Raw genomic sequence first — 24,496 nt, forward strand, 5'->3', positions numbered from 1 at the left:
GGCGCGGGCGACCATCCCCTCCGGGATAGCGCGTGTGCGTGACTCACTCATGACGATCCTCCTGTTGTTTTGGTTTGTCGAAACTCAGCACCGAGCTCCAGATCGCTCAGCGGTCGACCGGCCAGTGCCTGATCAAGGACGACGCGGTCCCAGGACCGCGTGTCGCCGCCATCGGATCTCCAGGCCAGCATGGCCGTGGTGAACCGATGGAGGGAGTGCTCATCCGTCGTTCCGATCGCGCCGACAGCCTGGTGGGCACCGCGCGCCACCTTGCCTGCCGCGTGTCCGACCGTCGAGCGTGCGACGGCCACCGCCGATGTCAGACGGTCGACGTCGTCACCGTTCGTAGCCATCTCCAGGACGGCGGCGTCGACGGCCACCGCGGCGAGTGAGGTCTCCGCGGCCATCTCCGCGACGAGGTGCTGGATGGCCTGGAACGCCGCGACCGGACGGCCGAACTGCTCTCGCTCCTTCACGTGCGTGATCGTGGTCGCGAGGGCCGCCTGCATGGCACCGACCACCTGTAAACCTCTGATCAGAGCCATACGCAGCTTGGCCAGACGGAGCACGTCGTGACCTACCGGATGCCAGCGGAGGTGTTCCATCCTGCTGCTCGACGCGAGCACGGTGTCGAGCCCAGCGCGAGCAACCTGCGCAACGGCGCCCTCGGCTCCTGCGGAGGACATGAGGAGCACGAGTCCCGCCAGCGGATGGACTGGCACACCAGTGCCCGTGGACGCCTCGAGGTCCAGGCAGGTCTGCAGTCCGTCGGCGGCCGGCAAACCGGCTCGGTCAGCCAACCAGTCGGCGACGAGATCACTCTCGCCGATCGGCATCCAGCATCCGCGCCGGCCGAGCGCCGTCACCAGCTCGGCCGTGTTGACCCAGCCCGCGGAGCTCCCGCCGCGATCCAGAGGCGCGGCCATCCTCGCCAGGCCCAGATCGTGCAGCTGGTGGTACAGGCCCCGCTCCGTCGCGATGGATCCTGAGGGGTCGACGAGGCGCCCCACGCACTCGTGCTCGGCGAGCACGTCTCGGATCAGCTCACGCACATCGGGATCGACCGCGAGCGAAGGGGCCAGCGACCCTGTCTCGACGTTCATCGCAACCCCAGTCCCCGAGCAACGACGCCTCTCAAGACTTCGTTCGTCCCACCCCTCAGGGTGAACCCCGGACGTTGAGCGACGGCGGCGTCGACGAGTGCCCCCAGCGGCCTGCCGTCACGCACCGGCGCCGTCAGCAGATCCACGGACTCGACGAAGTCTCCCTCGGTCATGGTGCCAAGCATCTTGACAGCCGCAGCCGCGGTATCGGCCTCCTGGTGCCCCTCTAGTGCCAATGCCACAGCGAAGGACATCTGGTGCAGCGCGTGGAAACGCGCCAGCATCCGGCCGATCTCGGGAGTGGACTCCACGAGGTCCTGCTTGATCGCTTGCAGCACTTCCGAGACCAAAGGCGCCACGGAGAGGAACCTCTCCGGCCCACTGCGCTCGAATCCGAGCTCGGACGTCACCTGAGCCCATCCGTCGCCCTCCTGCCCGAGCACGTCGCCGTCGGGCACCAAAACGCTGTCGAGGACCACCTCGTTGAAGTGATGCTCGCCGGTCATCGACGTGATGGGGCGGATGTCGACGCCGGGTGAGCGCAGATCGACGATGAGCTGCGACAGCCCTGAGTGCCGGTCGCCGTGCTGCCCGCTGGTCCTCACAAGGACGACCACGAGGTCGGCGGCATGAGCCCCGGACGTCCAGACCTTGGTGCCCGTCACCGACCAGCCGCCGTCGACGCGGCGAGCCCGGGTGCGCACACTCGCGAGGTCGGAGCCGGAGTCCGGCTCGGACATGCCGATGGCGAAGAAGGCTTCCGCTCGGGCGATGGCTGGAAGCAGTCGCTGCTTCTGCTCAAAGGTCCCGAACCTCAGGATGGTCGGCGCGGCCTGCCGGTCGGCCACCCAGTGGGCCGCCACCGGCGCGCCGAAGGACAACAGCTCCTCGGTTACGACGAATCGCTCCAGGAACGACATGCCGTGACCGCCATACTCCTTGGGAATCGTCATGCCCAGCCACCCCCGTGACGCCAGCGACTTGCTGAACTCGACCGACCACCCGGTCAGCCAGGAATCCACGGTGGGCACGAACGCACCCCGGTCGAGCTCGGCATTGAGGAACGACCTCACCGTCTGCCGCAGCTCTCGGAGGTCGCTGCCGGATCGACCGGCGTCCAGCGACAGCGCCGTCCTCATAGGGGTGTCCCGGAAGCCAGGGTCTCGGTGGTTCGTCCCGTGGCGACGACCTGGTCGTCGACCATCTTGTCGATCTCGGCCTCGGAGTAGCCCAACCAGGCCAGGATGTCGACGGTGTCCCCGCCGATCCCGGGAGCGTGCTTGCGCAGGGTCACCGGCGTGACGTTCAACCGGAAAGGACTGAGCGTCGCGTAGTACATGCCTTCCGTCGGATGTTCCTCGAGAGTGACGAGCGACTGCTCGCGCGCGTACGGATCCTCGGCGATGTCGCGAAGGTCCAACAGCGCCGATGCCGGAATATTGCGCGCGTGGCACATCGCCAGCCATTCCTGCGTCGTGTGTCGAGGAGTGGCTTCGTGAACCAGCGCTAGGAGGTCTCCCATGTTCTGGTGCCGAACGCCGAGACTGTCGAACCGTGGATCGGTGGCGAGATCGTTCAGCCCTGCGATCTCGAAGAAGTCCCGCCAGTTCGCGTCCGAGTACGGCAGCAGGCACACGAACCCGTCAGCCGTGCGGTAGGGGGCTCGTTCCGGCACCAGGATGCGTGACCAGCCGAACGGCCCCTCAGCCGGTTCGAAGGTGTGCCCCCCGAAGTGCTCGACGAGGTTGAAGTTGATCATCGTGTCGACCATGGGGATCTCCACGTGCTGACCTTCTCCGGTCGTGGACCGGTGCACGAGCGCGGCCATGATCCCGATGACCATGTGGAGTCCACTCACCTTGTCGGCGATGACCGAGGGCGCGTATCGCGCCTCACCGTCGATGTGCTGGGCCAGGGAAGCAGCCCCCGAGGCGGCCTGCACCATGTCGTCATACGCCGGGTAGTCCCGACGAGCGCTGCTCTCGGCATAGGCCTGGGCCGAGCAGAGGATCACGTCGGGCCGCAGCTCGCGGAGGTTCTCGTACGTGAGGCCGAGCGGCTCACGCGACCGCGGTCGCAGGTTGGTCACAACGACGTCGCAGCTACGGACCAACCTCTCGAGCACGTCGCGCGAGCCCCCGGACTTGAGGTCGAGAGCGATGCTGTGCTTGTTGCGCTGCAGGTTCATCGAGAGCGCAGTCATGTTCTCATGACGCCGCGGGCCGAGCTTCCGGGAGAGATCCCCGTCGTGCGCCTCGACCTTGATCACCTCCGCACCCATGTCACCCAACATGGCGGTGGCATACGGGCCCATAATGACCGTCGTGAGGTCGAGAACCGTGATTCCTCGCAGCGCGCCCTGCTGTGCCATCCGCTGTTCTCCTGTTCCGCCTGGGTTTGTCGTTCGATCAGCCATGCTTCGCCCGCCAGAGATCCAGGCGACGGTGATGCTCGGGGTCGCCGTTCACGAGCGCCTGCATCGCGGCGGCCAGGCGCAAGGAGGAGTCCAGCGAGCTGGTCCGTGACTCCTGCAGGAGCCGTTTCGCCATGCGCAGCGCGTGGGTCGGGTTCTTCGACACCCGGTCGGCCATATTCTGGGCCTCAACCATGAGCTCGTCGGGCGGCACGACCGTGGACACCATCCCCCACTCGAGGGCTCGCCGGGCATCGATGCGATCCCCTGTGAGCGTCATCTCTGCAGCCCGGAGCTCACCGATGGCGCGCGGCAGGAACCAGGTGCCACCGTCGCCCGGAATGAGTCCGAGCTGGACGAAGCTCTCCGCGAAGGAGGCCTTGGTCGAGGCGATGCGAAGATCGCACATCATGGCGAGGTCGCATCCTGCCCCGATGGCAGGACCGTTGACGGCAGCGATGATCGGGACCTCGCAGCGGATCATGGCGCGCGGGATCCGTTGGATACCACTCTCGAAGGCCTGTCGCTGCTCCAAGGAAGCCTGACCATCGTGACCCTTGCCCTCCAGGATCTCCGCCAGGTTCCCTCCTGAGGAGAAGATCGACCCCGCGCCCGTGAGCACGACGGCTCTCAAGGTCATGTCGGCATTGGCACGGCAGACCGCCTGCTCCAGAGACTCGATGAACGGGGTACCCGATATCGCGTTGCCCACGGCGGGGAGATCGATCGTCCAGACCTCCTGATGCTGTCGGCGATGCACGGTCAGCGGCTCTGACACGATTCCACTCCTCAGAACTCGATGTGGTGGGTCGGGTCGATCCGGACATCGACGACGATCGGCCCCTCCAGGGTCGCCATGACCTCGCCAAGCTTGGTCACGTCGGCCTCCGAACGGATCGACATCGCCTGGGCACCCAAGCCACGCGCCATGTCGCACAGATCCGGCCATTGGTTGTACGCGGCGGTCGGACTGAGTCCCTGCGCGACGAGCTTGTGGTACTCGGCTCCGTAGGCGCCGTCGTTGAAGACGATGACGACGATGGGCAGCCTCTCCCGCACGGCGGTGCTCAACTCGCCGGCGTGCATCATGAAGCCTCCGTCGCCGGCGAGGACGACCACGGGCTCCTGTGGACGCGCGATCGCTGCACCGATTCCTGCCGCCAGCCCGAGGCCGATCGAGGCGAACCCGGTCAGCGCGGCGAAGTCGCCAGGTCCGTGCCGGTCCAGGTACGGCCAGACCCCCGCCACGAACCGGCCCACGTCGCTGACGATGACTGAGCCCGGCTCGAGCACCTCGTTGAGCTTCTGGCTCGCGACCCGGACGTCGACCGTCGCGGACCCGGAACGGTCGTCGCTCGGACGCCACGCGCGGACGGCGGCAGCGACCTCGCGCGCACGCCGGTCCCATGACGTCCGGGGTGACTGGCCGGCCTCACGCAGCTGTTCGGCCATGGCGCGCGCCACGAGCGCGGCGTCCCCCAGGATCCGCTCGTCCGGTTCCACCAACCATCCGAGCTTCGTCACGTCGTTGTCGACCTGCACGAGACGGACGTCGGAGACCAGCTCGCCGCCCATCGTCGTGTACTTGTTGAGGCTCGCCCCGAAGGCGATGATGCAGTCGCTGTCGGAGATCATCGACACGGCAAGCTCGTTGGACAGGCTCCCCATGATTCCCAGCAGCCGGTCGTGATCGGCGAACAAGCCGCGGCCGAGCGCCGTGGTGAACAGTGGCGCTCCGAGAAGATCGGCGAGCTCGGCGATAGCCGCCTCCGCTTGAGTCGTGGTGGCGCCCTGACCGGCGACGATCGCCGGGCGCGCTGCGCTAGCGACGATTCCCAGCGCCTCGTCAATCGCTTCGGCGACCTTTGCACCGTCATCGCCTGCAGGAGCTCGCCGCACGACGCCGGCGGCGCCGCCCTCGATCGCCTCACGCAAGCAGAGGCTGAGCGGGACGTTCAGCACCACCGGTCCCTCGTCCAGGCGGCGCCAGGCTCGGTTGACGTCGCGCGCCACACTGTCTGGGCTGTGGACCCGTTCGTGGGTGATGCCCAGCGAGGCACACACACCCTCGATGTCCAGACGCTGCGGATGCGTGGCCTCGGCTGGCGTGTCGCCGGTCAGACACAGCAGCGGGGTGCCCGATCTCATCGCTTCGACCATGGGAGTGATGGCGTTCGTGAAGCCTGGCCCGTGGGTGACAGTCGCTACCGCCGATCGACGACCGAGGCGCGCATATCCGTCACCCATGGCGATGGCTCCTGCTTCGTGCGCGACACGCACGAAGCGCCCTCCACTGTTCTCGAAGGTCGTGGAGACGTACATGTTGGCGTCACCCATGAGGCCGAACATCGTGTCAACGCCATGAGCGTGCAACAGAGCGGACACCTGCTCGTAGACCTTCATGTGACCTCGTTTCGTGTGGCACCAGTCACTATGACATCGGTTGTGAGAATACGCAATACCATAGTCGATTACGTAATTACATAATCAATCCCACATGATGCCGCTGTCCACGTTCAGCGATTGACCTGTGATGCCCGCGGAGCGATCGGTGGCTAGGAAGAGCACGGCCTCGGCGACATCGTCGGGCTGCGTGATGCGCGTCAGGCTCGCCAGGCCAGCCATGGCCGACCTCTGGTGCTCGACGGAGCCGCGACCGTCGCGAGCGCGCGACTCGAGCAGATCGCGCATCAGAGCGGTCTCCGTCACGCCGGGACAGACGGCGTTCACGCGGACGCCGTCCGCCCCTAGTCGCGCGGCAGCGACCCGCGTCATTGCCACAAGTGCGCCCTTGGTGCCGGCGTAGGCGATGTTCGACGTGCCCGGCCACCCCTTGCCGGCAATGCTCGCCACGTTGACGATCGACCCGCGCCCCGCCGCGGTCATGTGACGAGCAGCAAACTGCATGGCGAAGAAGGCTCCCCTGGCATTCACCTCGAAGAAGGCGTCCCAATCATCGACCTCCACGTCGAAGAAGTCGATGCCGCGAGTCATGGCCGCGTTGTTCACGAGAACGTCGAGCCGACCATCCCTCGCCATCACGTCATCGACCACGCCGCGCACCGATTCCACCTCCCGCATGTCAACCGCAATCGTGCGGGCTGAACCGCCTGCTGCACGGATCTCGTCCTCGACGGCGCGAGCCGCGACCTGGTCCACATCAGCAACGACGACTCGGAAGGACTCGGCCGCCGCGTTCAAGGCGACCTGGCGGCCGATTCCGCGCCCACCGCCGGTGACCACCATGACAGGAGAGAGCTCAATCATGCCTTATTACATAACTGATGCCTTATTTACGCAATAGTCCGACAAGCCTCACGGAAACTGCCCGCGAAACGCTGACCGTGCCTCACGTAGGAATGCCCCCGTGACGGGTCGCTGGACCATCGCCTCTCTGGCTAACGAGTTCGGGGACTCGGCGCACGACCGGCCGAGTCTGGTCCGGCGACTACAAACCCTCCACGGGGGAGGGCGACAACCAGTGAGCGCCGAAGACTCAGAGCGACGGGTCGATGAGGATCTTGGCGTGTCGCTCGGGGTCGGCGAGCTGCTCGAAGGCATCGGCCACGCCGGCCAGGCCCACGGTGTCGGTGACCAGGGGCGACGGGTCCACCCTGCCCTTGGCCACCATCTGCAAGACAGTGTGGAACTCGGCCGGGTCGTAGCAGAAGGCGAAGCGCAGCTCTGCCTCCTTGTTGATCGCCATCGCCGGCCGGAAGGTGTCGGGCTCCATGCACACACCCACCACGACGAAGCGGGTCATCAGCGGCGCCTCGCTGATGATCTGCTCCAGGATGCCCGGCACGCCGACGCACTCAAAGACCACCGGCCCACGCGGGACCGCACCCAGCTTCTCGGCCGCCTGGAAGACCCGCGACCACGGGAGGAACGGCACCGCGCGCAGCTTCTCCATCGTGCTCATGCCCAGGTTCATGAAGTCCTCGGCGGTGGTCAGGTACCGCTCGTCGTCGGCGAACCGGTCCCACGGAGACTCCGTCGTCGGGTCCACGACGACGTCGGCGCCACACCGCGCTGCCAGCGCACGGCGCCCGGCGGAGAGGTCGCTCGCGACGACCGTCCGCACCCCGGATGCCTTGAGCATCAAGATGACCGCGAGCCCGATCGGGCCGCACCCCACGACCACCGCCGTGTCCTTGACGTCGCCCTTGCGCACCGCGTGCCATGCGACTGCCAGCGGTTCGGTCAACGCGGCGTGCTCGTCGTGCGCCGAGGCCGGCACCTCGAACGTCACCGCCTCCGAGACCGCCACCAGCTCCGCATAGGCCCCGGACGCCTCGGGCGACAGCCCCGTCATGTGCAGACCGCCGGGCTGGCGCAGCAGTGGCAGCGAGACGACGCGGGTGCCCGGTTCCCAGCGTCGTCTCGTCCCCGGGCCGTAGGCGACCACCTCGCCGACGAACTCGTGACCCAGCACCACCGGGACGTCGGAGCGCATGAAGTGCTCGTATCCCACCTCGGAGGCGATCTCGGCCGTCGCGTCGGCGTGGACCCGGGCATGCAGGTCCGAGCCGCAGATGCCGGCCCGAAGCACCCTGATCAACACCTGACCCTCAGCAGGTTCCGGATCAGGAAGGTCGGTGACCTCCAGCTCATGGTGATGGCAGACGACGGCTCTCATGTCGACAGCATGCCGCGTTCGAGGGCCATGACGACATGGTCCGGTGGATCAATCGGGTTGTCGGGCTTCAGCTGCGCCGTGCCGATGCGCGTGAAGCCGACCTTCTCCAGTGCCCGCCAGGACGGTCGGTTGCCGGCAGCGATCGGCACGATGATCGCTGGGCAGTCCACATGGCGCTCCCACGTGTCCGCCACGAGCGCGGTGAGCACCTGCGGCCCGATACCCAGTCCCACTCCTTCACCGACGAGGTAGTCGATCGTCGCCGCACCTTCAGGCACGTCGACCCACGGCGAGATCTCCGCCAGCTCGTCGGGATAGTCCGACCAGAGCGAGCGTTGCAGGTGCGCGACGGGGCGGCCGTCGATCTCGGCGATGAGGTTCTCACCCGGTTCCTCTCCGCGCAGGCCCGGGCCGAAGTCGCGCTCGAGCGCCTCGGGACTGAACTCCTGGTGCCACCACCGCCACACGTGAGGGGCAGCCAGCCACGTGGCCAGCAGCTCGAAGTCATCGCGAGTCACAGGTCTGAGCACCACGGAGTCCATGCACCATGATGGACCCATGGACCTCGACCTTGCCCAGCTCGTGTTGCGCATCGTCGTGGGTGGCGTGTTCGTCGCCCACGGCTGGAACCACGGTTTCGGCCCGGGGGGCCTCGACGGCACCACGCGATGGTTCGAGAGCATCGGACTGCGACCTGCCCGCCTGCACGCGGCCATCTCTGCCTACCTGGAGATCGGCGCCGGTGTCGCGATCCTCGCGGGTCTGCTCGTCCCCGTGGCTGCGGCCGCAGGGATCGGAGTGATGGTCACGGCCTATGCGACGGTGCACCGCGCCAACGGGTTCTTCATCTTCAGGGACGGCTATGAGTACGTCCTCGTCCTCACCACTGCGCTCACCACGCTGGCCATGCTCGGCGCCGGGTCCTGGTCGCTCGACGCCGTCCTCGACATCGACCTCAGCGGCTGGGCGGTAGGCATCGGAGCCCTCGGCGCCGGCATTCTCGGGTCAGTGGGCATGTTGACGTTCTGCTGGCGGCCACCGCTCGACGACGAAGACGCTTGACGAAGCGGTTCTCCACAGGCTCCCAGTCCTCTCTGGTGGGTGTCGGTGGGGTCGTCTAGCATTGGAACACAACACGTGCTTATCCGCTTGAGTGCAGTAGATGATTCTCAGCCTCCCGTGAGGTCTTTCAGGGGGTGGGGATCGGTCTCGACGGCCTGCTGCAGGAGTCGGTAGAAGAGCATGCCGCGGGCTCTGGAGTTGCGCCGATTGAAGCGGAACGTGAACTCATCGAGGTAGTAGGGCAGATGTCGGCGACTGAGGTTGTGATGCAGGGTGCCGGCTGTCCATCGCTTCAGCAGCGAGGAGACGAGGTGGGGTCCGGGAGTGACCGCGTCGATGTTCTCAACGCGAAGACTGTTCTGAGTGCTCGGGCTCACCTGGTGTCCGTATCCCAGCCTGGGAAGGCTGAGGAAAGCAGCGGCTCCGTCGGTGTGGATCATCGTGCCTGGGGTGATCACCTCGCGCGCGAAATCGACCATGTCCTTGCTCCCGGGTCGGCTGGCGACCTCGAGGCGAGCCCTACCTAGACGACCCGCCGCGGTGCGTTCGACGGCGATCGTGATGGGCACCTTGGCGCTGCCGCTGCCTGGTTTCCAGGGAGTTCTGCCGCCGAGGAAGCTCTGATCCAGCTCGACGCCGACTGGTCGCCCCTGGCGATCCGTGCCTCCCAGCAAGTCACGCCCAGGCCTGACCATCGCGCGTCGCAGCTTGTGCAGCCAGGCCCAGGCAGTCTCATAGGAGCCGAACCCCAGAGCATCCTGCAAACCCTGCGCCGAGACACCGTTCTTCTGCGAGGTGATCATCCAGATCGCGGCGAACCAGGTCGACAACGGCGTGTGGGAGCGGTGGAAGATCGTGCCGGCAGTGACCGAGGTCTTCACCGCGCACGCGCGGCACATCCGCAGTCCGCGACCGGTGATCCAGCACTGCTCGTGACCACACCGCGGGCACTCAAACCCCGTCGGCCACCGCAGAGTGGCCAGATACTCACGGCAGTCCGCATCATTGCCGAACCAGGACCCGAACTCCTGATACGTGCGGGGGTAGTCGACGCCTCCCACTGGCCACTGCGCGGACACGAAATCAGGTTACTGCACTCAAGCGGATAAGCACGACACAACAGCGATTCAAGGGATCCTTTGATCGAGGGGATGTGTTCTGATGGCGGCACCGGTGCTGGAGCCCACCACTGATGTGGTTGGTGTGCTCGCGCGGGTGCACGAGCTGTTGGGATCGGTGGCCACGTCTGAGTTTGCTGCGTTGAGTGGGGCGCAGCAGCGTGAAGCGGCGACCTCGCTGTCTCGTCTGGAGGCGAGGGTGACGGCCTACAAGCTGGCCGCCGTGGCGGCGGTCGAGTCCTCGGGTGAGGCACGCCGTCAGGGGGCGACGTCGACGGCGTCGATGTTGTCGAACGACTTCGGTGGCGATCGTCGTGGTGCGTGTGGCACGGTCCGGCGGGCCAAGAAGATCGAGCAGACACCCCAGTCCCATGAAGCCATGGCCCAAGGCCGGTTGAGTGCCAAGCAGGCACGGGTGATTGAGAAGGCCCTGGACCTCCTCCCCGAAGAGACGCCCAAAAATGCTCGGGAGGCGTGTGAGACACAGCTGGTCGACGATGCCCCGCACATGGATCTGCGTCAGTTCCAACGCCAAGCCGACCGTGTGGTCGGCTCCTTCATCCAACCCGAAGCCATCGATGCTGCGGAGAACACCATCGTCGAAGAACGCGAACGCCGTGCCTGGGGGCGGGCGGAGTTCTGGATGAGCCAGCCCGTCGACGGCACCGTCAAAGGTGGGTTCGCGATTCCTGAAGCCCAAGCCGCCCACCTGAGAGTTGTCCTGGATGGCTTGTGTGCTCCGCAGATCGAGATCACCGCACCAGGACAAGCCTCACGGGCGACTGGTGAAGTGCTGTTGGACGAGCGGCCGTCCTACACGCGTCGTCAGGGCTGGGCCTTCGCCCACCTGTGTGAGCTGCTGCCACTCGACCGGTTGCCGGAGACCAACAACGTTGGTCCGATCATGACCATCAACATCGACCACCAAGCCCTGCTCGACCAGCTCAAGGTCGCGGTGTTGTCCACCGGTGAGACCCTGTCGGCCGGTCAGGCCAGGCGGATGGCCTGTGAGCACCGGATCCTGCCGGCGGTCTTCGGTGGCGATTCACTCCCGTTGGACCTCGGCAGGGACAAGCGGTTGTACTCGTTGCATCAGCGTCGGGCGTTGGAGATCGCTCAGAGGGGTTGCGTCTTCCCTGGATGCGACAGGCCACCGGGCTGGTGCGTCGTCCACCACGGTGGCGAGTCCTGGGCGGCCGGCGGCCGCACCGATTTGAAGGACGGGGTCCTGCTCTGCCCCCACCACCACCGCATCCTCCACACCGACGGCTGGGACATCCACTTCACCACCGACGGCATCCCCGAACTCGTGCCACCCGCATCCCTCGACCCCAGACGCAGACCCCGCCGACACCGACGATTCCAGTAACCATCGGGAGAGCTCTGCCCGCAGGCGGTCGTGTCCTACCGAACCTGCCTAGTCTGGATCCATGACAGCGACGCCGCATGACGCGGTCATCCTGGCCGGCGGGCGGGCCAAGAGGTTCGGGGACGACAAGGTCCTCGCCGAGGTCGAGGGCAGCACCCTGCTCGCCACGGCCGTCGAAGCTGTCAGTCAGGCGCGACACGTCGCCGTTGTCGGCCCCCGCCGCGACACCCTGCTGCCCCGGCCAGTCCGCTGGTGTCGAGAGGAACCACCGTTCGGTGGACCCGTTGTCGCACTCGCCGCCGGACTCGCCGCCCTCCCCGACGACGACGCCGACGTGCTGCTGCTCGCGGCCGACCTGCCACGAGCCGCCGACCTCGTCGCGGCGCTGCAGACCACGACACCCAGCGACGCCCGCGTCATCGTCGATGCCGACGGGCAGGCCCAATGGACCTCCAGCCTCGTGCGCCGCCCCGCCCTGCGTGACGCACTCCGAGCGATCGGCGAGGCTCACGGCGCCTCGTTGCGGCACCTGTTCAGCCACCTAGAGTGGGAACCGGCGCCAGCACCGACCGGTGCGACGTGGGACGTCGACACCCCCGACGACCTGAGGAGGCCCTGATGGCAGCAGAGCGTGACGAGCCACAGATCGAGGACTGGTGGAAGCAGCTGTGCGCCGAGCTCGGCGTCGCCGCACCGGCCGACCCGGCCGCGATCCTCGACCTCGCCGCCACCGCCGCCCATCAGGTGGTGCGACCGGCCGCGCCACTGACGACCTTCCTCGTCGGCTACGCCGCCGGCCTCGCCGGAGGCGGCGAGCAAGCCGTACAACGGGCACACTCCACAGCCCAGGCGCTCGCCGAGCGAGACTCGTGACCAAGCCGGTCCAGCGCCGTCGCCTGACCCGTGTCACCGACGGCACCTCCGCACCGAGGCACGACTCGCTGGCCACCGAGGAGCCGCTGGAGATCCGCGTCAACGGCTCCCAGTTCGCCATCACGATGCGCACCCCCGGCGACGACTTCGACCTCGTGGCCGGGTTCTGCGTCTCCGAGGGCATCGCCGCCGCTCCTGAGGACCTGCACGCCATGCGCTACTGCGCCGGCGAGCAGGAGAACACCTACAACATCATCGATGTCACCGTCCCCACCTCCGGCGCCGTCGTCGCCGCCGTGCGCGAGCGCCACGTGTACACGTCCAGCTCCTGCGGAGTGTGCGGCCTGGCATCCATCGACGCCGTCGCCACCACGTCGCGCTTCGACGTCACCGACAACGACCTGCAGGTCCCCTCCGAGGTGATCAGTGCCCTGCCGGACAGGCTGCGCGACGAGCAGGCGATCTTCGACTCCACCGGCGGCGTGCACGCGGCCGGCCTGTTCATGCCCGACGGCCGGGCCCTGTGTGTTCGTGAGGACGTCGGCCGTCACAACGCCGTGGACAAGGTGGTCGGCTGGGCCTGGCGCGAGAACCGTCTCCCCCTGACCGGCACCGTGCTCCAGGTCTCGGGGCGAGCCTCCTTCGAGCTGGTGCAGAAGGCTGCGATGGCCGGCATCCCCGCCCTGGCGGCCGTGAGCGCTCCGTCGTCGCTTGCCGCCGATCTCGCCGAGCGCTCCGGCATCACCCTCGTGGGCTTCTCCCGCGGCACGACGTTCAACGTCTATGCGCACCCGGAGCGGATCACCGACCTGGATCCCCCGTGAAGCGCATCGGACTGCTCGGGGGCATGAGCTGGGAGAGCTCTGCGCTGTACTACGAGATCATCAATCGCACCGTGCGCGAGCAGCTCGGCGGCCTGCACTCCGCACGCTGCCTCCTGGCCTCGGTCGACTTCGCCGACGTGGAGCGCATGCAGGTCGAGGGGCGGTGGGAGGATGCCGGCCGGCTGCTCGCCGACGAGGCCCGCGGGCTGCAGCGTGCCGGTGCGGACCTGATCGTGCTCTGCACCAACACGATGCACAAGGTCGCCGACGCCATCGAGCAGGCGGTCGACATCCCGCTGCTCCACCTGGCGGACGTCACCGCGACGGCCGTCCTGGACGCCCGGGTGGACCGCGTCGCACTGCTCGGGACGGCCTTCACGATGGAGCAGCCCTTCCTGCGTGACCGCCTCGGCCGCCGCGGACTGGACGTCCTGGTGCCCGGCCCCGACGACCGCGCACTCATCCATCACGTCATCTACGACGAGCTGGTGCTGGGCCGAGTACGCGAGGAGTCACGTCGCGCGTACGCCGGAGTGATCCAGCGCCTGGTTGCCTCCGGCGCCGAGGGCGTGATCCTCGGCTGCACCGAGATCGAGCTGCTCATCGACCAGACCAGCAGTCCCGTCCCGGTGTTCCCCACCACGCGTCTGCACGCCGAGGCCGCGGTGGATGCCGCGCTGCGGTGAGGATCTCCCGGACCTGCGGGACGTCGGTACGCTCTGTCCTATGGAGCCGTCGCAGAAGGGGCGTCACCGCGACGGAGCAACCCGAGCAACAGCGCGCGCACCGGAACGTCGCCGCGACGAGATGCTGGACGCCCTGCTGGAGATCTACCTCGCCGAGGGCTTTCGACACCTGAGCATCGAGGACCTCGCGCGTCGGCTGGGATGCTCCAAGTCGACGCTCTACGTCGTCGCCGGCAGCAAGGAGCAGATCGTCGTGGCCGCGGTGAGGGCGTTCTTCCGGCGTGCCACGGACCGCGTGGAGGAACGACTGTCCGAGGAGTCCGACCCCACGGCCCGCATCGGCGTCTACCTCGAGGCGATCGCCACCGCGCTGGCTGCCGCCTCGCCGGACTTCTTCGCCGACCTCGATGCCCATCCGCCCGCCGGGGAGGTGTACCGGCGCAACACCGAGCTCGCCGCCGAGCGCGTGCGTGAGCTGCTGCGGGAGGCCGGAGCGGAGTCCGTGGACCCAGACTTCGTCGGCACCGTCGTCGGACTGGTCATGGAGGCCATCCACCGCGGGCAGATCAAGGAGGCGGCGGGGCTGGGCGATGCCGAGGCGTACCGCGCCACCGCCCAGCTCATCACCGCCGGTCTGCGGAGCTGACCGGCCGACCCCGCCGTCGTACCGACGGCGGCTCTTCTCACCGGGAGAGGAAACCCTCGATGAGGGCTCGCGACTCCTCGGTTCCGGCGGACTCCGCGATGCTGCGGGCCTCCACGTCGAGCTGGTCGTCGAAGGAACGCTCCCACCCGGAACGCAGCAGCCTTCGTGCCCGGCCGAACGCCTCGGCCGGACCGGCGGCCAGCTGCTCGGCCAGCGCGCGCGCCTGCTCAAGGTGAGCCTCGTCGTCCACGACCCGGGTGACGATGCCCCACTGCTGCGCCTCCTCGGCCGTCAGGCGGCGCGGCGTGAGCGTCAGCTCCAGGGCCCTCTGGAGCCCGACGGTCCTCGGCAGCAGCCACGACTGACCGCCGTCCGGTGTCAGACCGACCGACGTGTAGGCGGTGACGAACCGTGCCGACCGGGCCGCGACCACGAGGTCGGACGCCAGGACGAACGACAGACCGATCCCAGCGGCCGCACCCTGCACGGCGACCACGACCGGCTTCTGGAGCCCGTCGAGGATCCGGACACCCCGGTGTGCCTGGTCGGCGAGCGCCTGGACGAAGGAGGGCCGGTCCTGCGCATCGGCCATCGCCGCGAGGTCACCCCCGCTGCTGAACATCCGCCCGTTGCCGCTCAGGAGCAGCACGCGAGCCGCGTCGTCGTCGCGGACCTGCAGGAGCGCCTCCTCGAAGGCCTCACCAGCAGCCATGTCGAGCGCATTGGAGGCCTCGGGACGATCGAAGGCCAGGTGCGCCACGCCACCGGCGACGTCCAGCCTCACGGTCATCGCGCCACCACCGTGAAGAAGCGCCGAGAATACGTCGGCGGCGCGATGACGTGCCGTTGGTTCACTCGCTGACGCTCGCTCATCGGGGGGCCATCCGCAGCGCGCCGTCCATCCGGAAGACCTCACCGTTGAGGTAGTCGTGCTCGACGATCATGGTCACCAGGCGAGCGTACTCGTCGGGACGGGCGAGACGCTGCGGGAACGGGATCCCAGCGGCGAGGCCGGCCCGGAACTCATCACTCACGGTGGCGAGCATCGGGGTGTCGACGATTCCGGGGGCAATGGTGTTGACGCGGATGCCGTGCTGGGCGAGGTCGCGCGCCGCCGGCAGCGTCATGCCCACCACTCCACCCTTGGAGGAGGCGTAGGCCACCTGGCCGACCTGGCCGTCGTAGGCGGCGATCGATGCCGTGTTCACCACGACGCCGCGCTGCCCGTGCTGATCGGCCTCGGTCTGCGCAATGGCCTCCGACGCGAGCGCCAGGACGGTGAAGGTGCCGACGAGGTTGACGTGCACGACCTTGGCGTAGAGCGCGAGGTCGTGCACCCCCTTGCGGCCGAGGATGCGCGCCGACGGGCCGATGCCCGCGCAGCTGACGACGGTGCGCAGCGGACCGAGGTCCGAGGCGAGGCCGATGGCCGAGCGCACCTGCGGCTCGTCGGTCACGTCGGCCGCGGCGTAGGTGACGCGCTCGAGCGTGGGCGCGTCCGCGATGGCCGCGTCGAGGTCGATCGCGACCACCTGGGCGCCGCGCTCGGCGAGCGCCGCCGCGGTGGCGGCGCCCAGGCCGGAAGCGCCGCCGGTGACGACGGCTGAGGTGTCCTTGAGGTCCATGGGTTCTCCTACGTCAGGTGACGGCTGATGACCAGCCGCTGGATCTGGTTCGTTCCCTCGAAGATCTGCATGACCTTGGTCTCGCGCATGTAGCGCTCGACCGGGAAGTCCTTGGTGTAGCCGGCACCACCGAGCACCTGCACGGCGTCGGTGGTGACCTTCATGGCGTTGTCGGTGGCCACGAGCTTGGCCACCGATGCCTCCTGACCATACGGGCGCCCGGCGTCCTTGAGTCGCGCGGCGTGCAGGTAGCTGGCGCGGGCAGAGCCGACGGACGCTGCCATGTCGGCGAGGAGGAAGGCCAGGCCCTGGTGGTCGATGATGGCCTTGCCGAAGGCCTCGCGCTCCTTGGCGTAGGCGACGGCAGCATCGAGCGCACCCTGGGCGACACCGGTGGCGACGGCGGCGATGCCGAGCCGCCCGGCGTCGAGACCTGCGAGTGCGATGGGCAGCCCCTGGCCCTCCTCGCCGAGGCGGCGTTCCACGGGGACGCGGACGTCCTCGAACAGCATGGTGGCCGTGACCGAGCCCATCAGCCCCATCTTCTGCTCTGGGTTGTCGGCCGTGAGCCCTGGCGTGTCTGCAGGGACGAGGAAGCAGGAGATGGCCCCCTTGTCTCCGTCGCTGGTGCGCGCCATGACCTTGTAGAAGTCGGCTTCTCCCCCGTGCGTGGTCCACGCCTTGGCGCCGTTGATGACGTACTCGTCCCCCACACGGACGGCCTTGGTGCGCATCGCAGCCGGGTCGGAGCCCGCATGCGCCTCGGACAGGCAGTACGCGCCGAGCAGGTCGCCACCGAGCATGTCCGGCAGCCAGCGCTCCTGCTGCTCGCGGGTGCCCTGCGTCGCCAGTGCGAAGCAGCTGAGCGCGTGCACGCTGACACCCACCCCGACGCTGGCCCAGGCGGACGCGAGCTCCTCGACGACCTGCAGGTAGACCTCGTACGGCTGTCCACCGCCACCGAGCTCCTCGGCGTAGGGCAGACCGAGGATGCCTGCGTGGCCGAGCATGGCGAAGATCTCACGAGGGAATCTGGCCGTGGCTTCCGCCTCGTCGACCCGGGGCCGAAGCTCGGCGTCGACGATCGAGCGTGTGAGGTCGATGAGGTCGACGGACTCCTCGGTGGGCATCAGTCGCTGGACGGGCATGGAGCTCCTCCCGGCGGGGGCTCTGGGAACGGGTACCATCACGAGTACCACAGGACGGTAATCAGTACGATACGCGAACGGTACCGTCACCTCATGACCCAGCCCGACCGGCTCCCGGTGACGACGCCGATCGCACGCAGGGTCAGGACATGAGGCGCAGCCGCGTCTACGAGCTCGTCGTCGTGGTGCTCACTGGCCTGTTCCGGTTGCTCGGCACGCGGATCACCGTGCTCGGGGCCGGGCACCTGCCCACTCGTGGTGGCGCGGTCATCGCCTCCAACCACATCAGCTATCTCGACTTCGCGCTCGTCGGCCATGCCGCCCGCGCACAGGACCGACAGGTCCGATTCATGGCCAAGAAGTCCCTCTTCGAACGTCCCGTGACCGGCGGGCTGCTGCGCGCCATGGGCCACCTCCCGGTGGACCGTTGGTCCGGAGCCGGCGCCTACCGCCAGGCACGACGAGCACTCGGGGGCGGCGAGATCGTGGGCGTCTTCCCGGAGGCGACGATCAGCCGCTCGTGGCGTATCAAGAAGCTCAAGCCCGGCGCCGCCGCCCTCTCCCTGAACGGCGACCTCCCCCTCGTACCGTGCATCCTGTGGGGTACGCACCGCCTGGCGACCGTGGACCGTCGACCCAGTCTGCGTCGCGGGGTCGCGGTCACGATCATCCTCGGCGAGCCACTCTTGCCCCGGCCGGACGAGGGTGTCCCCGAGCTCACGACCCGACTGCGCGAGACCATGGAACGCATGCTGGATGAGGCCATCGACACCTACCCCGACGCTCCGCGCGACGATGCCGACCGATGGTGGGTCCCGCACGACCGCGGCGGCTCCGCGCCGGACGTCGAGACCGGTGCAGCCCTCGACCGAGAAGCCCTACGACGCATCGGAGCTCCCAGTGACTGACCAAGTGACCGTGGCCGACCTGACGTTCGACGTCCTCATCGACGGGCCGGAGGACGGCCCGGCCGTCGTGCTGCTGCACGGGTTCCCCGAGACGTCGGCGACGTGGACCCACGTGCTGCCCGACCTGGTGGCGGCCGGGCACCGCGTCGTGGCGCCCAACCAGCGCGGCTACTCCCCGGGCGCCCGTCCCACGGACATCGACGCCTACGGCGTCGACGTCCTGGTGGCAGACGTCCTCGGGATCGTCGATGCGCTCAAGATCGACCGCTTCCACCTCGTGGGGCACGACTGGGGCGCCGCTGTGGCGTGGGCGCTCGCCGCCTGGCACCGCGAGCGGCTGCTCAGCCTCACGGCGCTGTCCGTGCCGCACCTCGCCGCATACAACCACGCCATCCGGCACGATCCCGATGCCCGCGAACGCGCCTCCTACATCGCCCTGCTGCGCCAGGAGGGGCGCGCCGAGGACCTGCTGCTGGAGGACGGGGCGGCTCGTCTGCGCGCGATGTACGGCGACGCGGTGCCGCCCGAGCAGGTGGACACCTACCTGGCACAGCTGCAGGACCGGGAGGCGCTGACCGCGGCCCTGGCCTGGTACCGCGCCATGACGCCCTCGTTGGCCGACCTTCCGGCGGTGGACGTGCCCACGACCTACCTGTGGAGCGACCAGGACCTCGCGATCGGTCAGGCCGGGGCCGATGCGTGCCATGAGCACGTCACGGCGGACTTCGAGTACGTCGTGCTGGAGGGCATCACCCACTGGATCCCCGAGCAGGCCCCTGACGCAGTGGTGGAGGCGGTCCTTGGCCGCATCCGCCGCGCGGGCTGAGCGGCGGCCCGTCAGGAGGCGAGCGGCCAGCCGGTCGGGTCGTCGAGGTCTCGACCGACGCGCCGGGCGTAGCTGTTCCAGTCCTCGGCACGGTCGGCGTACCAGGTGCGCTGGTGCCCCATGAGGTCCTCCAACGACGTGGTGCCAACGGTGGCGTGGCGCGCGGCCAGCTCGACGGCCACCTCGCGGGCGGCACGCGCGTCGACCGTGGCGTCGTGCGCACCGTCCAGCCGGACACCGTAGTACGCGGCGACGTCGACGAGCCGACGCTGGCCGAGCCCGCCACGCTCGATGCCCCAGTCCAGCACGTAGGGGTCGACGACGAGAAGTCGCTCCCAGTCCGGCTCGGCGAGGCCGTGTCGCTGCGCCTCGGCGCGCAGCATCGTCAGGTCGTAGCAGGCGTTGAACACCACGAGCCCGACACGCCGCTCGATGAGTGCCTGCACCCAGTCGATGACCACGGTGAGGGCCTCGGCGGGACCGGGCGCACCCGCCACCATGGTCTCGGTGATGCCGTGGACGTCCGATGCCGCGGTGGGGATGGGAACCCCTGGATCGATGAGCCCGGTGATCTCGAAGCCAGGCTCGTCCAGCAGGGCGTAGGAGACGACGCGGTCGGCGTGCGGGTCGACCCCCGTGGTCTCGAAGTCGAGCGAGGCGAGCGGAAGCCGGTGCCACCCGTCGTGCGCCCCGCGCGCGGGTGGACGGGGCGAACAGGCCAAGCACCAGGTGCGCCAACGGCCGGGCTTGCCGGTGAGCGAGCCAGACCCTGCGGCGACGTGCGCCGAGCACGCATCGCACAGACCGTCGAACGAGTTGGTCCTCACGGCACCTCCTGATGTCGCTCGAGCGTAGGGGCGCCCACCGACACATCGGCGCAGCGACACGAACAACTGGTACGTTTGTCTCACTCTTGGAAGGAGCTCCATGCCTCGACGCCGTACCGAGCCCTCAGGGCGCATCGTCCTGATCACCGGCGCTGCGAGCGGCATCGGCCTGGCCACGGCTCGGCTGGCCGCCGAGCAGGGCGCCCGGCTGGTCCTCACCGACGTCGCCGCCGAGGGTCTGGATGCCGCCGTCGAGAGCATCCGCCGGCCCGACGATGCCCCCAGCGCCGGGCCACCGGGGGCGGCGAACCAACCCGGCGGGGGTGCCGGGCCGGGGGCGGCGAACCAACCCGGCGGGGGTGCCGGGCCCGGGGCGGCGAACCAACCCGGCGGGGGTGCCGGGCCCGGGGCGGCGAACCAACCCGGCGGGGGTGCCGGGCCCGGGGCGGCGAACCAACACAACGTGGTGCTGTACCACGAGGCCTTCGACATCTCCGACGCCGCGGCCGTGCAGGCCTTCGCCGACCGTGTCCACGAGCGGGTCGGGCCAGTCGACGTCGTCATGAACATCGCCGGCATCTCCACCTGGGGCCGCATCCAGGACCTGCAGCCCCACCATTGGCGCCGCACCGTCGAGATCGACCTGATGGGCCCTGTCCACGTCATGTCGGCCTTCGTCCCTGCCATGATCGAGGCCGGGCGCAGCGGTCACGTCGTCAACGTCTCCTCCGCCGCGGGCCTGTTCGGACTGCCCCTGCACGCTCCGTACAGCGCCGCCAAGTTCGGCCTGCGCGGCGTGAGCGAGGTGCTGCGCTTCGATCTCGAGCGACACGGCATCGGCGTCACGCTCGTCTGTCCCGGCGCGGTCAGGACGCCGCTCGTGGGCACCGTCGACATCGTCGGAGTCGACCGCGACGACCCCCAGGTCAAGAAGGCCATCGCCGGGTTCGAGAAGCATGCGGTGACCCCCGAGCACGCCGCCGCACTGATCCTCAAGGGCATGCGTAGGGGCCGCTACCTCGTGCTGACGTCCGCCGACATCAAGCTCGGCTACCTGGCCCAGCGCTACTTCCCCATCGGGTACACGATCGCGATGCGGCTGCTGAACCGCAAGGCGCACCAGGTCCTGCGTCGGCTGTGAGGCCCGCTACGACGCGGCGTTGAGCGCCTTCCAGTCGCCCCCGGTCCAGGTGCCGGTCACGGGCCGGTTGAGCTGACGCTGCATGGCCTTCACGGCGTCGGTGGTCTGGACGCCGAAGTATCCCGTGACCCGCTTGAGCGGCAGCCCCAGCGCTCGCTGCAGGACCAGGACGTGCCGGCCGGTGTCGAGGCTCCTCATCGACCGGGTGGAGTAGTTCTTGGCGCCATAGGTCCGCGCGGATGCGGGCGTGTACTCCTTGGCCACGTTCTTGGTGACCGACGTCGTGCGCAGGATCGCCCACGTCGGCTGGTCCAGCCCTCCCGTCTTGGGCAGGTTGTTGGCCCGTTGCCAGCTGATCAGACGTGCCCGGAGCTGGGTGTCGAACGTCCCGGTCCTGGCAAGGCCCAGCAGTCCCTGCGCGGTGGAGACGGCACTGTGCTTGTGCCCGTACTCCAGGGTCGGCAGGTTGGTGGTCTTCATCAACGGGCTCACCCCAGGGCAGGGCTTGGTGTTGACCTTCTTGGTGTCGACGGCCGACGGCTGTCCGGCGAACCGCTGGCACGGGCCGTGGTCGACCGGGCGCACCGTGCCCGTCCACCAGGACGTGTTGCCGCGGGCGCCGTTCCAGGAGAAGGAGATGTGGACGTGGTCGGTGTGGCCGGAGCTGGCACGCCAGCCGTCCTTGGCTCGGTAGGACGCCCAGATCTTCTTGTTGTAGATGACGTACATGATCCCCAGGCGGCGTGCGGCACGTCCGTCGTTGCGGGTCAGCCAGGCCAGGAAGTCCGCCGCTGCGGCCTTCTCCTTGGCGGTCTTGACGTTCACCATCCAGTCCCAGGCCCGGCCGTCGGAGTGCTCGGAGGTGCCTTCGGCGCAGGTGCGGGCCGTGTTGCCGGCCCCGCCGACGCCGTAGGTCTTGAGCACCAGGGCCCGCAGCTTCGCCACGCCAGGCGGGGTGCCGGGCTGACAGGCGTTCTGCGGGACGTAGGCGGGCACCGGGTCCAAGGCGCTGCCGACGGACACCGGGGCCTTGAGGCCCTTGATCGTCTTGGGGAACGGCACCGGGGTGGACGACGAGGCCTGGCTGGTGGCCGTGGCCATGGTGCAGCACAGGACAGCAGCCATGAGCCCAATGCCGATCCGGCGCATGAGATCTCCCTCGACGGACCCGATGACGCCGGGCCGAGAGCACCAGTCTGCGCACCATGGGCACCACCTGTCACACCAATGACAGAACTACAACGAGGTAGTTTCCCGACTGCAATGCCAGTGCAGAGCGGGGGAGAGCCAGGCTTGGGGCGGCAGACGGCTCAGCCGCAGGTGCAGGCGGCGAGGGCTGCGGCGACGTCGTCGAGCGCAGCCTGCGTGGCCAGAGCGTTGAGGTCGCGTGTGTCGTCGACCATGACGGCGAAGGCGAGCGGAACTCCGCGCGCGTCGGTCACGTACCCGGCCAGCGAGTGCACTCCCGTCAGCGTGCCGGTCTTGGCACGCACGAGCCCGGCCCCGTCGGACGCCTCGCCGTCGAAACGCTCTGCCAGGGAGCCACTGAACGCTCCGACGGGAAGCCCGGACAGCACGCCGGGCCAGGCGTCACCGGAGATCGCACGGCTCACGATGGTGGCCAGGGTCGTCGGGTCGATGCGGTTCTCACGGGAGAGTCCACTGCCGTCGCCCAGCTCCAGCCCGTCCAGCGGGACGTCGGCCTCCCGCAGGGCGTCGGCCACGGCGCGAGCTCCTCCCTCGAAGCTCGCCTCCTCCCCCCGCGCGATGGCGACGTGACGGGCGATGACCTCCGTGGCCTCGTTGTTGCTCGACAGCAGCAGGGACTCCACGGCCTGCGCGACGGTGGGACCGGCTGCCTCGGCGATCGGCTCGGTGCCGGGTGCGTCCAGGGCATCGACGTCGTCGTCGACGTCGATGCCCTGCCGACCCAGCAACGTGGCGAACGTCGACGCCGCGGCACGGGCCGGCTCGCTGGTGCGCACACCGTTGCTGATCCCGCGCTCCGTCCACAGAGCGCTGATGGGGGTGACCACCTGGCCGGGGACGTAGGAGTCCTCCCACGTGCTGCTCGCGGCGGGCCCGGTGAACAGGGAGTCGTCGTAGCCGACGCGGACCTGCTCGACACCGGCCTCGGCCAGGGCCTCGGCGGTGCTCTCGGCCAGGGTGCGCAGGTCGGCCCGGGCGGCGTAGCCGCTGTCGTCGTCGCGACGGGTCACGAGGTACGGATCACCGCCGCCGACCAGCACGACGTCCTGGCCCTCACGCTCCACCCTCGTGCTGAACCGCTGCTGGGGGTCGATCGTCTCCAGCGCGGCGGCCGCGGTGAGCACCTTCGTGGTGGAGGCGGGCACCAGCGTGGCAGGGCCGGTGCGCAGCACCTCCTCGCCGGCCGCCGGGTCCATGACCGACAGCCCGACGCGACTGCCGAGGTCGTCGTCCTCGAGCGCCCCGGAGACCGCTTCCCGTACGGCGTCGGCGTCGACCGACCCGGCGGCGGGCTCCAGCTGTGCGGTCGAGGCGAGCCCGTCCGAACGGGTCAGCGCGAGCGGGTCGGCCACGGCCTCGGGCCCGCACGGGCCCCCGCAGACGAGGTGGTTGAGACGGCCCGTGCTCCACGCCGCCGCGGCCGCCACGCTGACGACCACGAGCACCAGCACGACCACGACGGACGCCAGGCCCAGACCCGCGCGGCTCCTGCGCGGCCGGCCACGCCCCCTGTGTGCTCGGCGCTGATTCACATGGGCCAGACTAGGGGTACCCGTCGTAGCGAACTGGAAGGCCCGACACCGTGATTTTCGATGTGACCGTGGAGATCCCCAAGGGCGAGCGCAACAAGTACGAGGTGGACCACAAGGATCACCGCATCCGGCTGGACCGCACCCTGTTCACCTCGACGCAGTACCCGGCCGACTACGGCTTCATCGACGAGACCCTCGGCCTGGACGGCGACCCGCTGGACGCACTCGTCCTGCTGCCGTCGCCCACCTTCCCCGGTTGCGTCATCGCGTGCCGTGCGATCGGCATGTTCCGCATGACCGACGAGGCAGGCGGCGACGACAAGGTCCTGTGCGTCCCGGCCACCGATCCGCGCGAGGAGCACCTGCGCGACATCCACCACGTGGCGGAGTTCGACCGGCTGGAGATCGAGCACTTCTTCACCGTCTACAAGGACCTGGAGCCCGGCAAGTCCGTCGAGGGCTCCACCTGGACGGGCCGCGCCGAGGCCGAGGCCGAGGTGAACCGCAGCTTCGAGCGGTTCAAGGACAACGGCGGCTACTGAGCGAG

General features: G+C 68.8%; 26 protein-coding genes. 11 read left to right on the forward strand and 15 right to left on the reverse strand.

The window, feature by feature from the left end; translation table 11 throughout:
• Positions 1 to 47: 47 nt before the first annotated feature.
• The 8 genes from ACEVFP_RS17235 to ACEVFP_RS17270 all read right to left on the reverse strand — a co-directional run bounded on the left by ACEVFP_RS17235 (position 48) and on the right by ACEVFP_RS17270 (position 8,748).
• On the reverse strand, positions 48 to 1,103 hold the full coding sequence (locus tag ACEVFP_RS17235; RefSeq protein WP_375000678.1) for an acyl-CoA dehydrogenase family protein: 1,056 nt from the start codon (positions 1,101 to 1,103) through the stop codon (positions 48 to 50).
• Positions 1,100 to 2,242, reverse strand: a complete 1,143-nt coding sequence (locus tag ACEVFP_RS17240) for an acyl-CoA dehydrogenase family protein (RefSeq protein ID WP_375000679.1) — start codon at positions 2,240 to 2,242, stop codon at positions 1,100 to 1,102. The genes ACEVFP_RS17235 and ACEVFP_RS17240 overlap by 4 nt, the downstream gene beginning before the upstream one ends.
• A complete protein-coding gene (locus tag ACEVFP_RS17245; protein ID WP_375000680.1) occupies positions 2,239 to 3,474 on the reverse strand; it encodes a CaiB/BaiF CoA transferase family protein in 1,236 nt (411 codons plus the stop codon). Before ACEVFP_RS17245 ends, ACEVFP_RS17240 begins: the two co-directional genes overlap by 4 nt.
• Positions 3,475 to 3,511: 37 nt before the next feature.
• On the reverse strand, positions 3,512 to 4,294 hold the full coding sequence (locus tag ACEVFP_RS17250) for an enoyl-CoA hydratase-related protein (protein WP_375000681.1): 783 nt from the start codon (positions 4,292 to 4,294) through the stop codon (positions 3,512 to 3,514).
• Between the two features lie 11 nt (positions 4,295 to 4,305).
• Positions 4,306 to 5,919, reverse strand: a complete 1,614-nt coding sequence (locus tag ACEVFP_RS17255) for a thiamine pyrophosphate-binding protein (RefSeq protein WP_375000682.1) — start codon at positions 5,917 to 5,919, stop codon at positions 4,306 to 4,308.
• Positions 5,920 to 6,003: 84 nt separating this feature from the next.
• On the reverse strand, positions 6,004 to 6,783 hold the full coding sequence (locus ACEVFP_RS17260) for an SDR family NAD(P)-dependent oxidoreductase (RefSeq protein WP_375000683.1): 780 nt from the start codon (positions 6,781 to 6,783) through the stop codon (positions 6,004 to 6,006).
• 229 nt (positions 6,784 to 7,012) lie between these two features.
• Positions 7,013 to 8,155, reverse strand: a complete 1,143-nt coding sequence (locus ACEVFP_RS17265; RefSeq protein ID WP_375000684.1) for a zinc-binding dehydrogenase — start codon at positions 8,153 to 8,155, stop codon at positions 7,013 to 7,015.
• Positions 8,152 to 8,748, reverse strand: coding sequence for a GNAT family N-acetyltransferase (locus tag ACEVFP_RS17270; RefSeq protein ID WP_375000685.1), 597 nt, complete (start codon positions 8,746 to 8,748; stop codon positions 8,152 to 8,154). The genes ACEVFP_RS17265 and ACEVFP_RS17270 overlap by 4 nt, the downstream gene beginning before the upstream one ends.
• Here ACEVFP_RS17270 and ACEVFP_RS17275 point away from each other — a divergent pair.
• The gene (locus ACEVFP_RS17275; protein WP_375000686.1) at positions 8,714 to 9,217 is read left to right on the forward strand and encodes a DoxX family protein; all 504 of its coding nucleotides are present in this window, start codon (positions 8,714 to 8,716) and stop codon (positions 9,215 to 9,217) included. The genes ACEVFP_RS17270 and ACEVFP_RS17275 overlap by 35 nt on opposite strands.
• A gap of 107 nt (positions 9,218 to 9,324) precedes the next feature.
• On the opposite strand, the gene ACEVFP_RS17280 is transcribed toward ACEVFP_RS17275, so the two are convergent.
• The gene (locus ACEVFP_RS17280; protein WP_375003842.1) at positions 9,325 to 10,278 is read right to left on the reverse strand and encodes an IS1595 family transposase; all 954 of its coding nucleotides are present in this window, start codon (positions 10,276 to 10,278) and stop codon (positions 9,325 to 9,327) included.
• Between the two features lie 100 nt (positions 10,279 to 10,378).
• Between ACEVFP_RS17280 and ACEVFP_RS17285 the strand changes: the two genes are divergently transcribed.
• The 6 genes from ACEVFP_RS17285 (at position 10,379) to ACEVFP_RS17310 (ending at position 14,733) form a co-directional block, all read left to right on the forward strand.
• Positions 10,379 to 11,704 (forward strand): DUF222 domain-containing protein, encoded by a 1,326-nt coding sequence (locus ACEVFP_RS17285; protein WP_375000687.1) that lies wholly within the window; start codon positions 10,379 to 10,381, stop codon positions 11,702 to 11,704.
• Between the two features lie 61 nt (positions 11,705 to 11,765).
• Positions 11,766 to 12,323, forward strand: coding sequence for a molybdenum cofactor guanylyltransferase (locus ACEVFP_RS17290; RefSeq protein ID WP_375000688.1), 558 nt, complete (start codon positions 11,766 to 11,768; stop codon positions 12,321 to 12,323).
• A complete protein-coding gene (locus ACEVFP_RS17295) occupies positions 12,323 to 12,577 on the forward strand; it encodes a DUF6457 domain-containing protein (RefSeq protein ID WP_375000689.1) in 255 nt (84 codons plus the stop codon). Before ACEVFP_RS17290 ends, ACEVFP_RS17295 begins: the two co-directional genes overlap by 1 nt.
• Complete coding sequence (gene fdhD, locus ACEVFP_RS17300) at positions 12,574 to 13,401, forward strand: formate dehydrogenase accessory sulfurtransferase FdhD (RefSeq protein WP_375000690.1); 828 nt, start codon at positions 12,574 to 12,576, stop codon at positions 13,399 to 13,401. The genes ACEVFP_RS17295 and fdhD overlap by 4 nt, the downstream gene beginning before the upstream one ends.
• Positions 13,398 to 14,087: an aspartate/glutamate racemase family protein gene (locus ACEVFP_RS17305; RefSeq protein ID WP_375000691.1), complete on the forward strand. Its 690-nt coding sequence runs from the start codon at positions 13,398 to 13,400 to the stop codon at positions 14,085 to 14,087. Before fdhD ends, ACEVFP_RS17305 begins: the two co-directional genes overlap by 4 nt.
• 40 nt (positions 14,088 to 14,127) lie before the next feature.
• On the forward strand, positions 14,128 to 14,733 hold the full coding sequence (locus ACEVFP_RS17310; RefSeq protein ID WP_375000692.1) for a TetR/AcrR family transcriptional regulator: 606 nt from the start codon (positions 14,128 to 14,130) through the stop codon (positions 14,731 to 14,733).
• A gap of 37 nt (positions 14,734 to 14,770) precedes the next feature.
• Here the strand turns inward: ACEVFP_RS17310 and ACEVFP_RS17315 are convergent, their stop codons facing one another.
• From ACEVFP_RS17315 to ACEVFP_RS17325, 3 genes are all read right to left on the reverse strand, one after another.
• Entirely contained in the window at positions 14,771 to 15,523 is a 753-nt protein-coding gene (locus ACEVFP_RS17315) for an enoyl-CoA hydratase/isomerase family protein (protein WP_375000693.1), read from the reverse strand.
• Between the two features lie 79 nt (positions 15,524 to 15,602).
• Positions 15,603 to 16,358, reverse strand: coding sequence for an SDR family NAD(P)-dependent oxidoreductase (locus ACEVFP_RS17320; RefSeq protein WP_375000694.1), 756 nt, complete (start codon positions 16,356 to 16,358; stop codon positions 15,603 to 15,605).
• 8 nt (positions 16,359 to 16,366) lie between these two features.
• Positions 16,367 to 17,506 carry an acyl-CoA dehydrogenase family protein gene (locus tag ACEVFP_RS17325; protein ID WP_375000695.1) on the reverse strand — a complete coding sequence of 380 codons (1,140 nt, stop codon included), beginning with the start codon at positions 17,504 to 17,506 and terminating at the stop codon, positions 16,367 to 16,369.
• A 149-nt stretch (positions 17,507 to 17,655) separates the two neighbouring features.
• Between ACEVFP_RS17325 and ACEVFP_RS17330 the strand changes: the two genes are divergently transcribed.
• Complete coding sequence (locus tag ACEVFP_RS17330; RefSeq protein ID WP_375000696.1) at positions 17,656 to 18,414, forward strand: lysophospholipid acyltransferase family protein; 759 nt, start codon at positions 17,656 to 17,658, stop codon at positions 18,412 to 18,414.
• A complete protein-coding gene (locus ACEVFP_RS17335; protein ID WP_375000697.1) occupies positions 18,407 to 19,240 on the forward strand; it encodes an alpha/beta fold hydrolase in 834 nt (277 codons plus the stop codon). Before ACEVFP_RS17330 ends, ACEVFP_RS17335 begins: the two co-directional genes overlap by 8 nt.
• Before the next feature lie 11 nt (positions 19,241 to 19,251).
• On the opposite strand, the gene ACEVFP_RS17340 is transcribed toward ACEVFP_RS17335, so the two are convergent.
• Positions 19,252 to 20,067 (reverse strand): exonuclease domain-containing protein, encoded by an 816-nt coding sequence (locus ACEVFP_RS17340; RefSeq protein WP_375000698.1) that lies wholly within the window; start codon positions 20,065 to 20,067, stop codon positions 19,252 to 19,254.
• A gap of 100 nt (positions 20,068 to 20,167) precedes the next feature.
• On the opposite strand from ACEVFP_RS17340, the gene ACEVFP_RS17345 reads away from it, so the two are divergent.
• Complete coding sequence (locus tag ACEVFP_RS17345; protein WP_375000699.1) at positions 20,168 to 21,208, forward strand: SDR family oxidoreductase; 1,041 nt, start codon at positions 20,168 to 20,170, stop codon at positions 21,206 to 21,208.
• Between the two features lie 6 nt (positions 21,209 to 21,214).
• Here the strand turns inward: ACEVFP_RS17345 and ACEVFP_RS17350 are convergent, their stop codons facing one another.
• Positions 21,215 to 22,357 (reverse strand): peptidoglycan-binding protein, encoded by a 1,143-nt coding sequence (locus ACEVFP_RS17350; protein WP_375000700.1) that lies wholly within the window; start codon positions 22,355 to 22,357, stop codon positions 21,215 to 21,217.
• A gap of 161 nt (positions 22,358 to 22,518) precedes the next feature.
• Positions 22,519 to 23,949 carry a D-alanyl-D-alanine carboxypeptidase/D-alanyl-D-alanine-endopeptidase gene (dacB, locus tag ACEVFP_RS17355; protein ID WP_375000701.1) on the reverse strand — a complete coding sequence of 477 codons (1,431 nt, stop codon included), beginning with the start codon at positions 23,947 to 23,949 and terminating at the stop codon, positions 22,519 to 22,521.
• A gap of 50 nt (positions 23,950 to 23,999) precedes the next feature.
• Here dacB and ACEVFP_RS17360 point away from each other — a divergent pair, with 50 nt between their 5' ends.
• A complete protein-coding gene (locus tag ACEVFP_RS17360; RefSeq protein ID WP_375000702.1) occupies positions 24,000 to 24,491 on the forward strand; it encodes an inorganic diphosphatase in 492 nt (163 codons plus the stop codon).
• The last annotated feature ends 5 nt before the right edge of the window (positions 24,492 to 24,496 follow it).

It is taken from the genome of Aeromicrobium sp. CTD01-1L150 (assembly GCF_041951745.1).
Taxonomy (GTDB): domain Bacteria; phylum Actinomycetota; class Actinomycetes; order Propionibacteriales; family Nocardioidaceae; genus Aeromicrobium.

Excerpts from the sequence above, each read along its gene's own strand:
- ACEVFP_RS17245 (WP_375000680.1), bottom strand. The coding sequence starts at position 3,474 with ATGGCACAGCAGGGCGCGCTGCGAGGAATCACGGTTCTCGACCTCACG.
- ACEVFP_RS17240 (WP_375000679.1), bottom strand. The coding sequence starts at position 2,242 with ATGAGGACGGCGCTGTCGCTGGACGCCGGTCGATCCGGCAGCGACCTC.
- ACEVFP_RS17350 (WP_375000700.1), bottom strand. The coding sequence starts at position 22,357 with ATGCGCCGGATCGGCATTGGGCTCATGGCTGCTGTCCTGTGCTGCACC.
- ACEVFP_RS17315 (WP_375000693.1), bottom strand. The coding sequence starts at position 15,523 with ATGACCGTGAGGCTGGACGTCGCCGGTGGCGTGGCGCACCTGGCCTTC.
- ACEVFP_RS17285 (WP_375000687.1), top strand. The coding sequence starts at position 10,379 with ATGGCGGCACCGGTGCTGGAGCCCACCACTGATGTGGTTGGTGTGCTC.
- ACEVFP_RS17295 (WP_375000689.1), top strand. The coding sequence starts at position 12,323 with ATGGCAGCAGAGCGTGACGAGCCACAGATCGAGGACTGGTGGAAGCAG.
- ACEVFP_RS17325 (WP_375000695.1), bottom strand. The coding sequence starts at position 17,506 with ATGCCCGTCCAGCGACTGATGCCCACCGAGGAGTCCGTCGACCTCATC.
- ACEVFP_RS17330 (WP_375000696.1), top strand. The coding sequence starts at position 17,656 with ATGAGGCGCAGCCGCGTCTACGAGCTCGTCGTCGTGGTGCTCACTGGC.
- ACEVFP_RS17345 (WP_375000699.1), top strand. The coding sequence starts at position 20,168 with ATGCCTCGACGCCGTACCGAGCCCTCAGGGCGCATCGTCCTGATCACC.
- ACEVFP_RS17275 (WP_375000686.1), top strand. The coding sequence starts at position 8,714 with ATGGACCTCGACCTTGCCCAGCTCGTGTTGCGCATCGTCGTGGGTGGC.
- ACEVFP_RS17310 (WP_375000692.1), top strand. The coding sequence starts at position 14,128 with ATGGAGCCGTCGCAGAAGGGGCGTCACCGCGACGGAGCAACCCGAGCA.
- ACEVFP_RS17320 (WP_375000694.1), bottom strand. The coding sequence starts at position 16,358 with ATGGACCTCAAGGACACCTCAGCCGTCGTCACCGGCGGCGCTTCCGGC.
- ACEVFP_RS17270 (WP_375000685.1), bottom strand. The coding sequence starts at position 8,748 with ATGCGCAACACGAGCTGGGCAAGGTCGAGGTCCATGGGTCCATCATGG.
- ACEVFP_RS17260 (WP_375000683.1), bottom strand. The coding sequence starts at position 6,783 with ATGATTGAGCTCTCTCCTGTCATGGTGGTCACCGGCGGTGGGCGCGGA.
- ACEVFP_RS17235 (WP_375000678.1), bottom strand. The coding sequence starts at position 1,103 with ATGAACGTCGAGACAGGGTCGCTGGCCCCTTCGCTCGCGGTCGATCCC.
- ACEVFP_RS17255 (WP_375000682.1), bottom strand. The coding sequence starts at position 5,919 with ATGAAGGTCTACGAGCAGGTGTCCGCTCTGTTGCACGCTCATGGCGTT.
- ACEVFP_RS17290 (WP_375000688.1), top strand. The coding sequence starts at position 11,766 with ATGACAGCGACGCCGCATGACGCGGTCATCCTGGCCGGCGGGCGGGCC.
- ACEVFP_RS17265 (WP_375000684.1), bottom strand. The coding sequence starts at position 8,155 with ATGAGAGCCGTCGTCTGCCATCACCATGAGCTGGAGGTCACCGACCTT.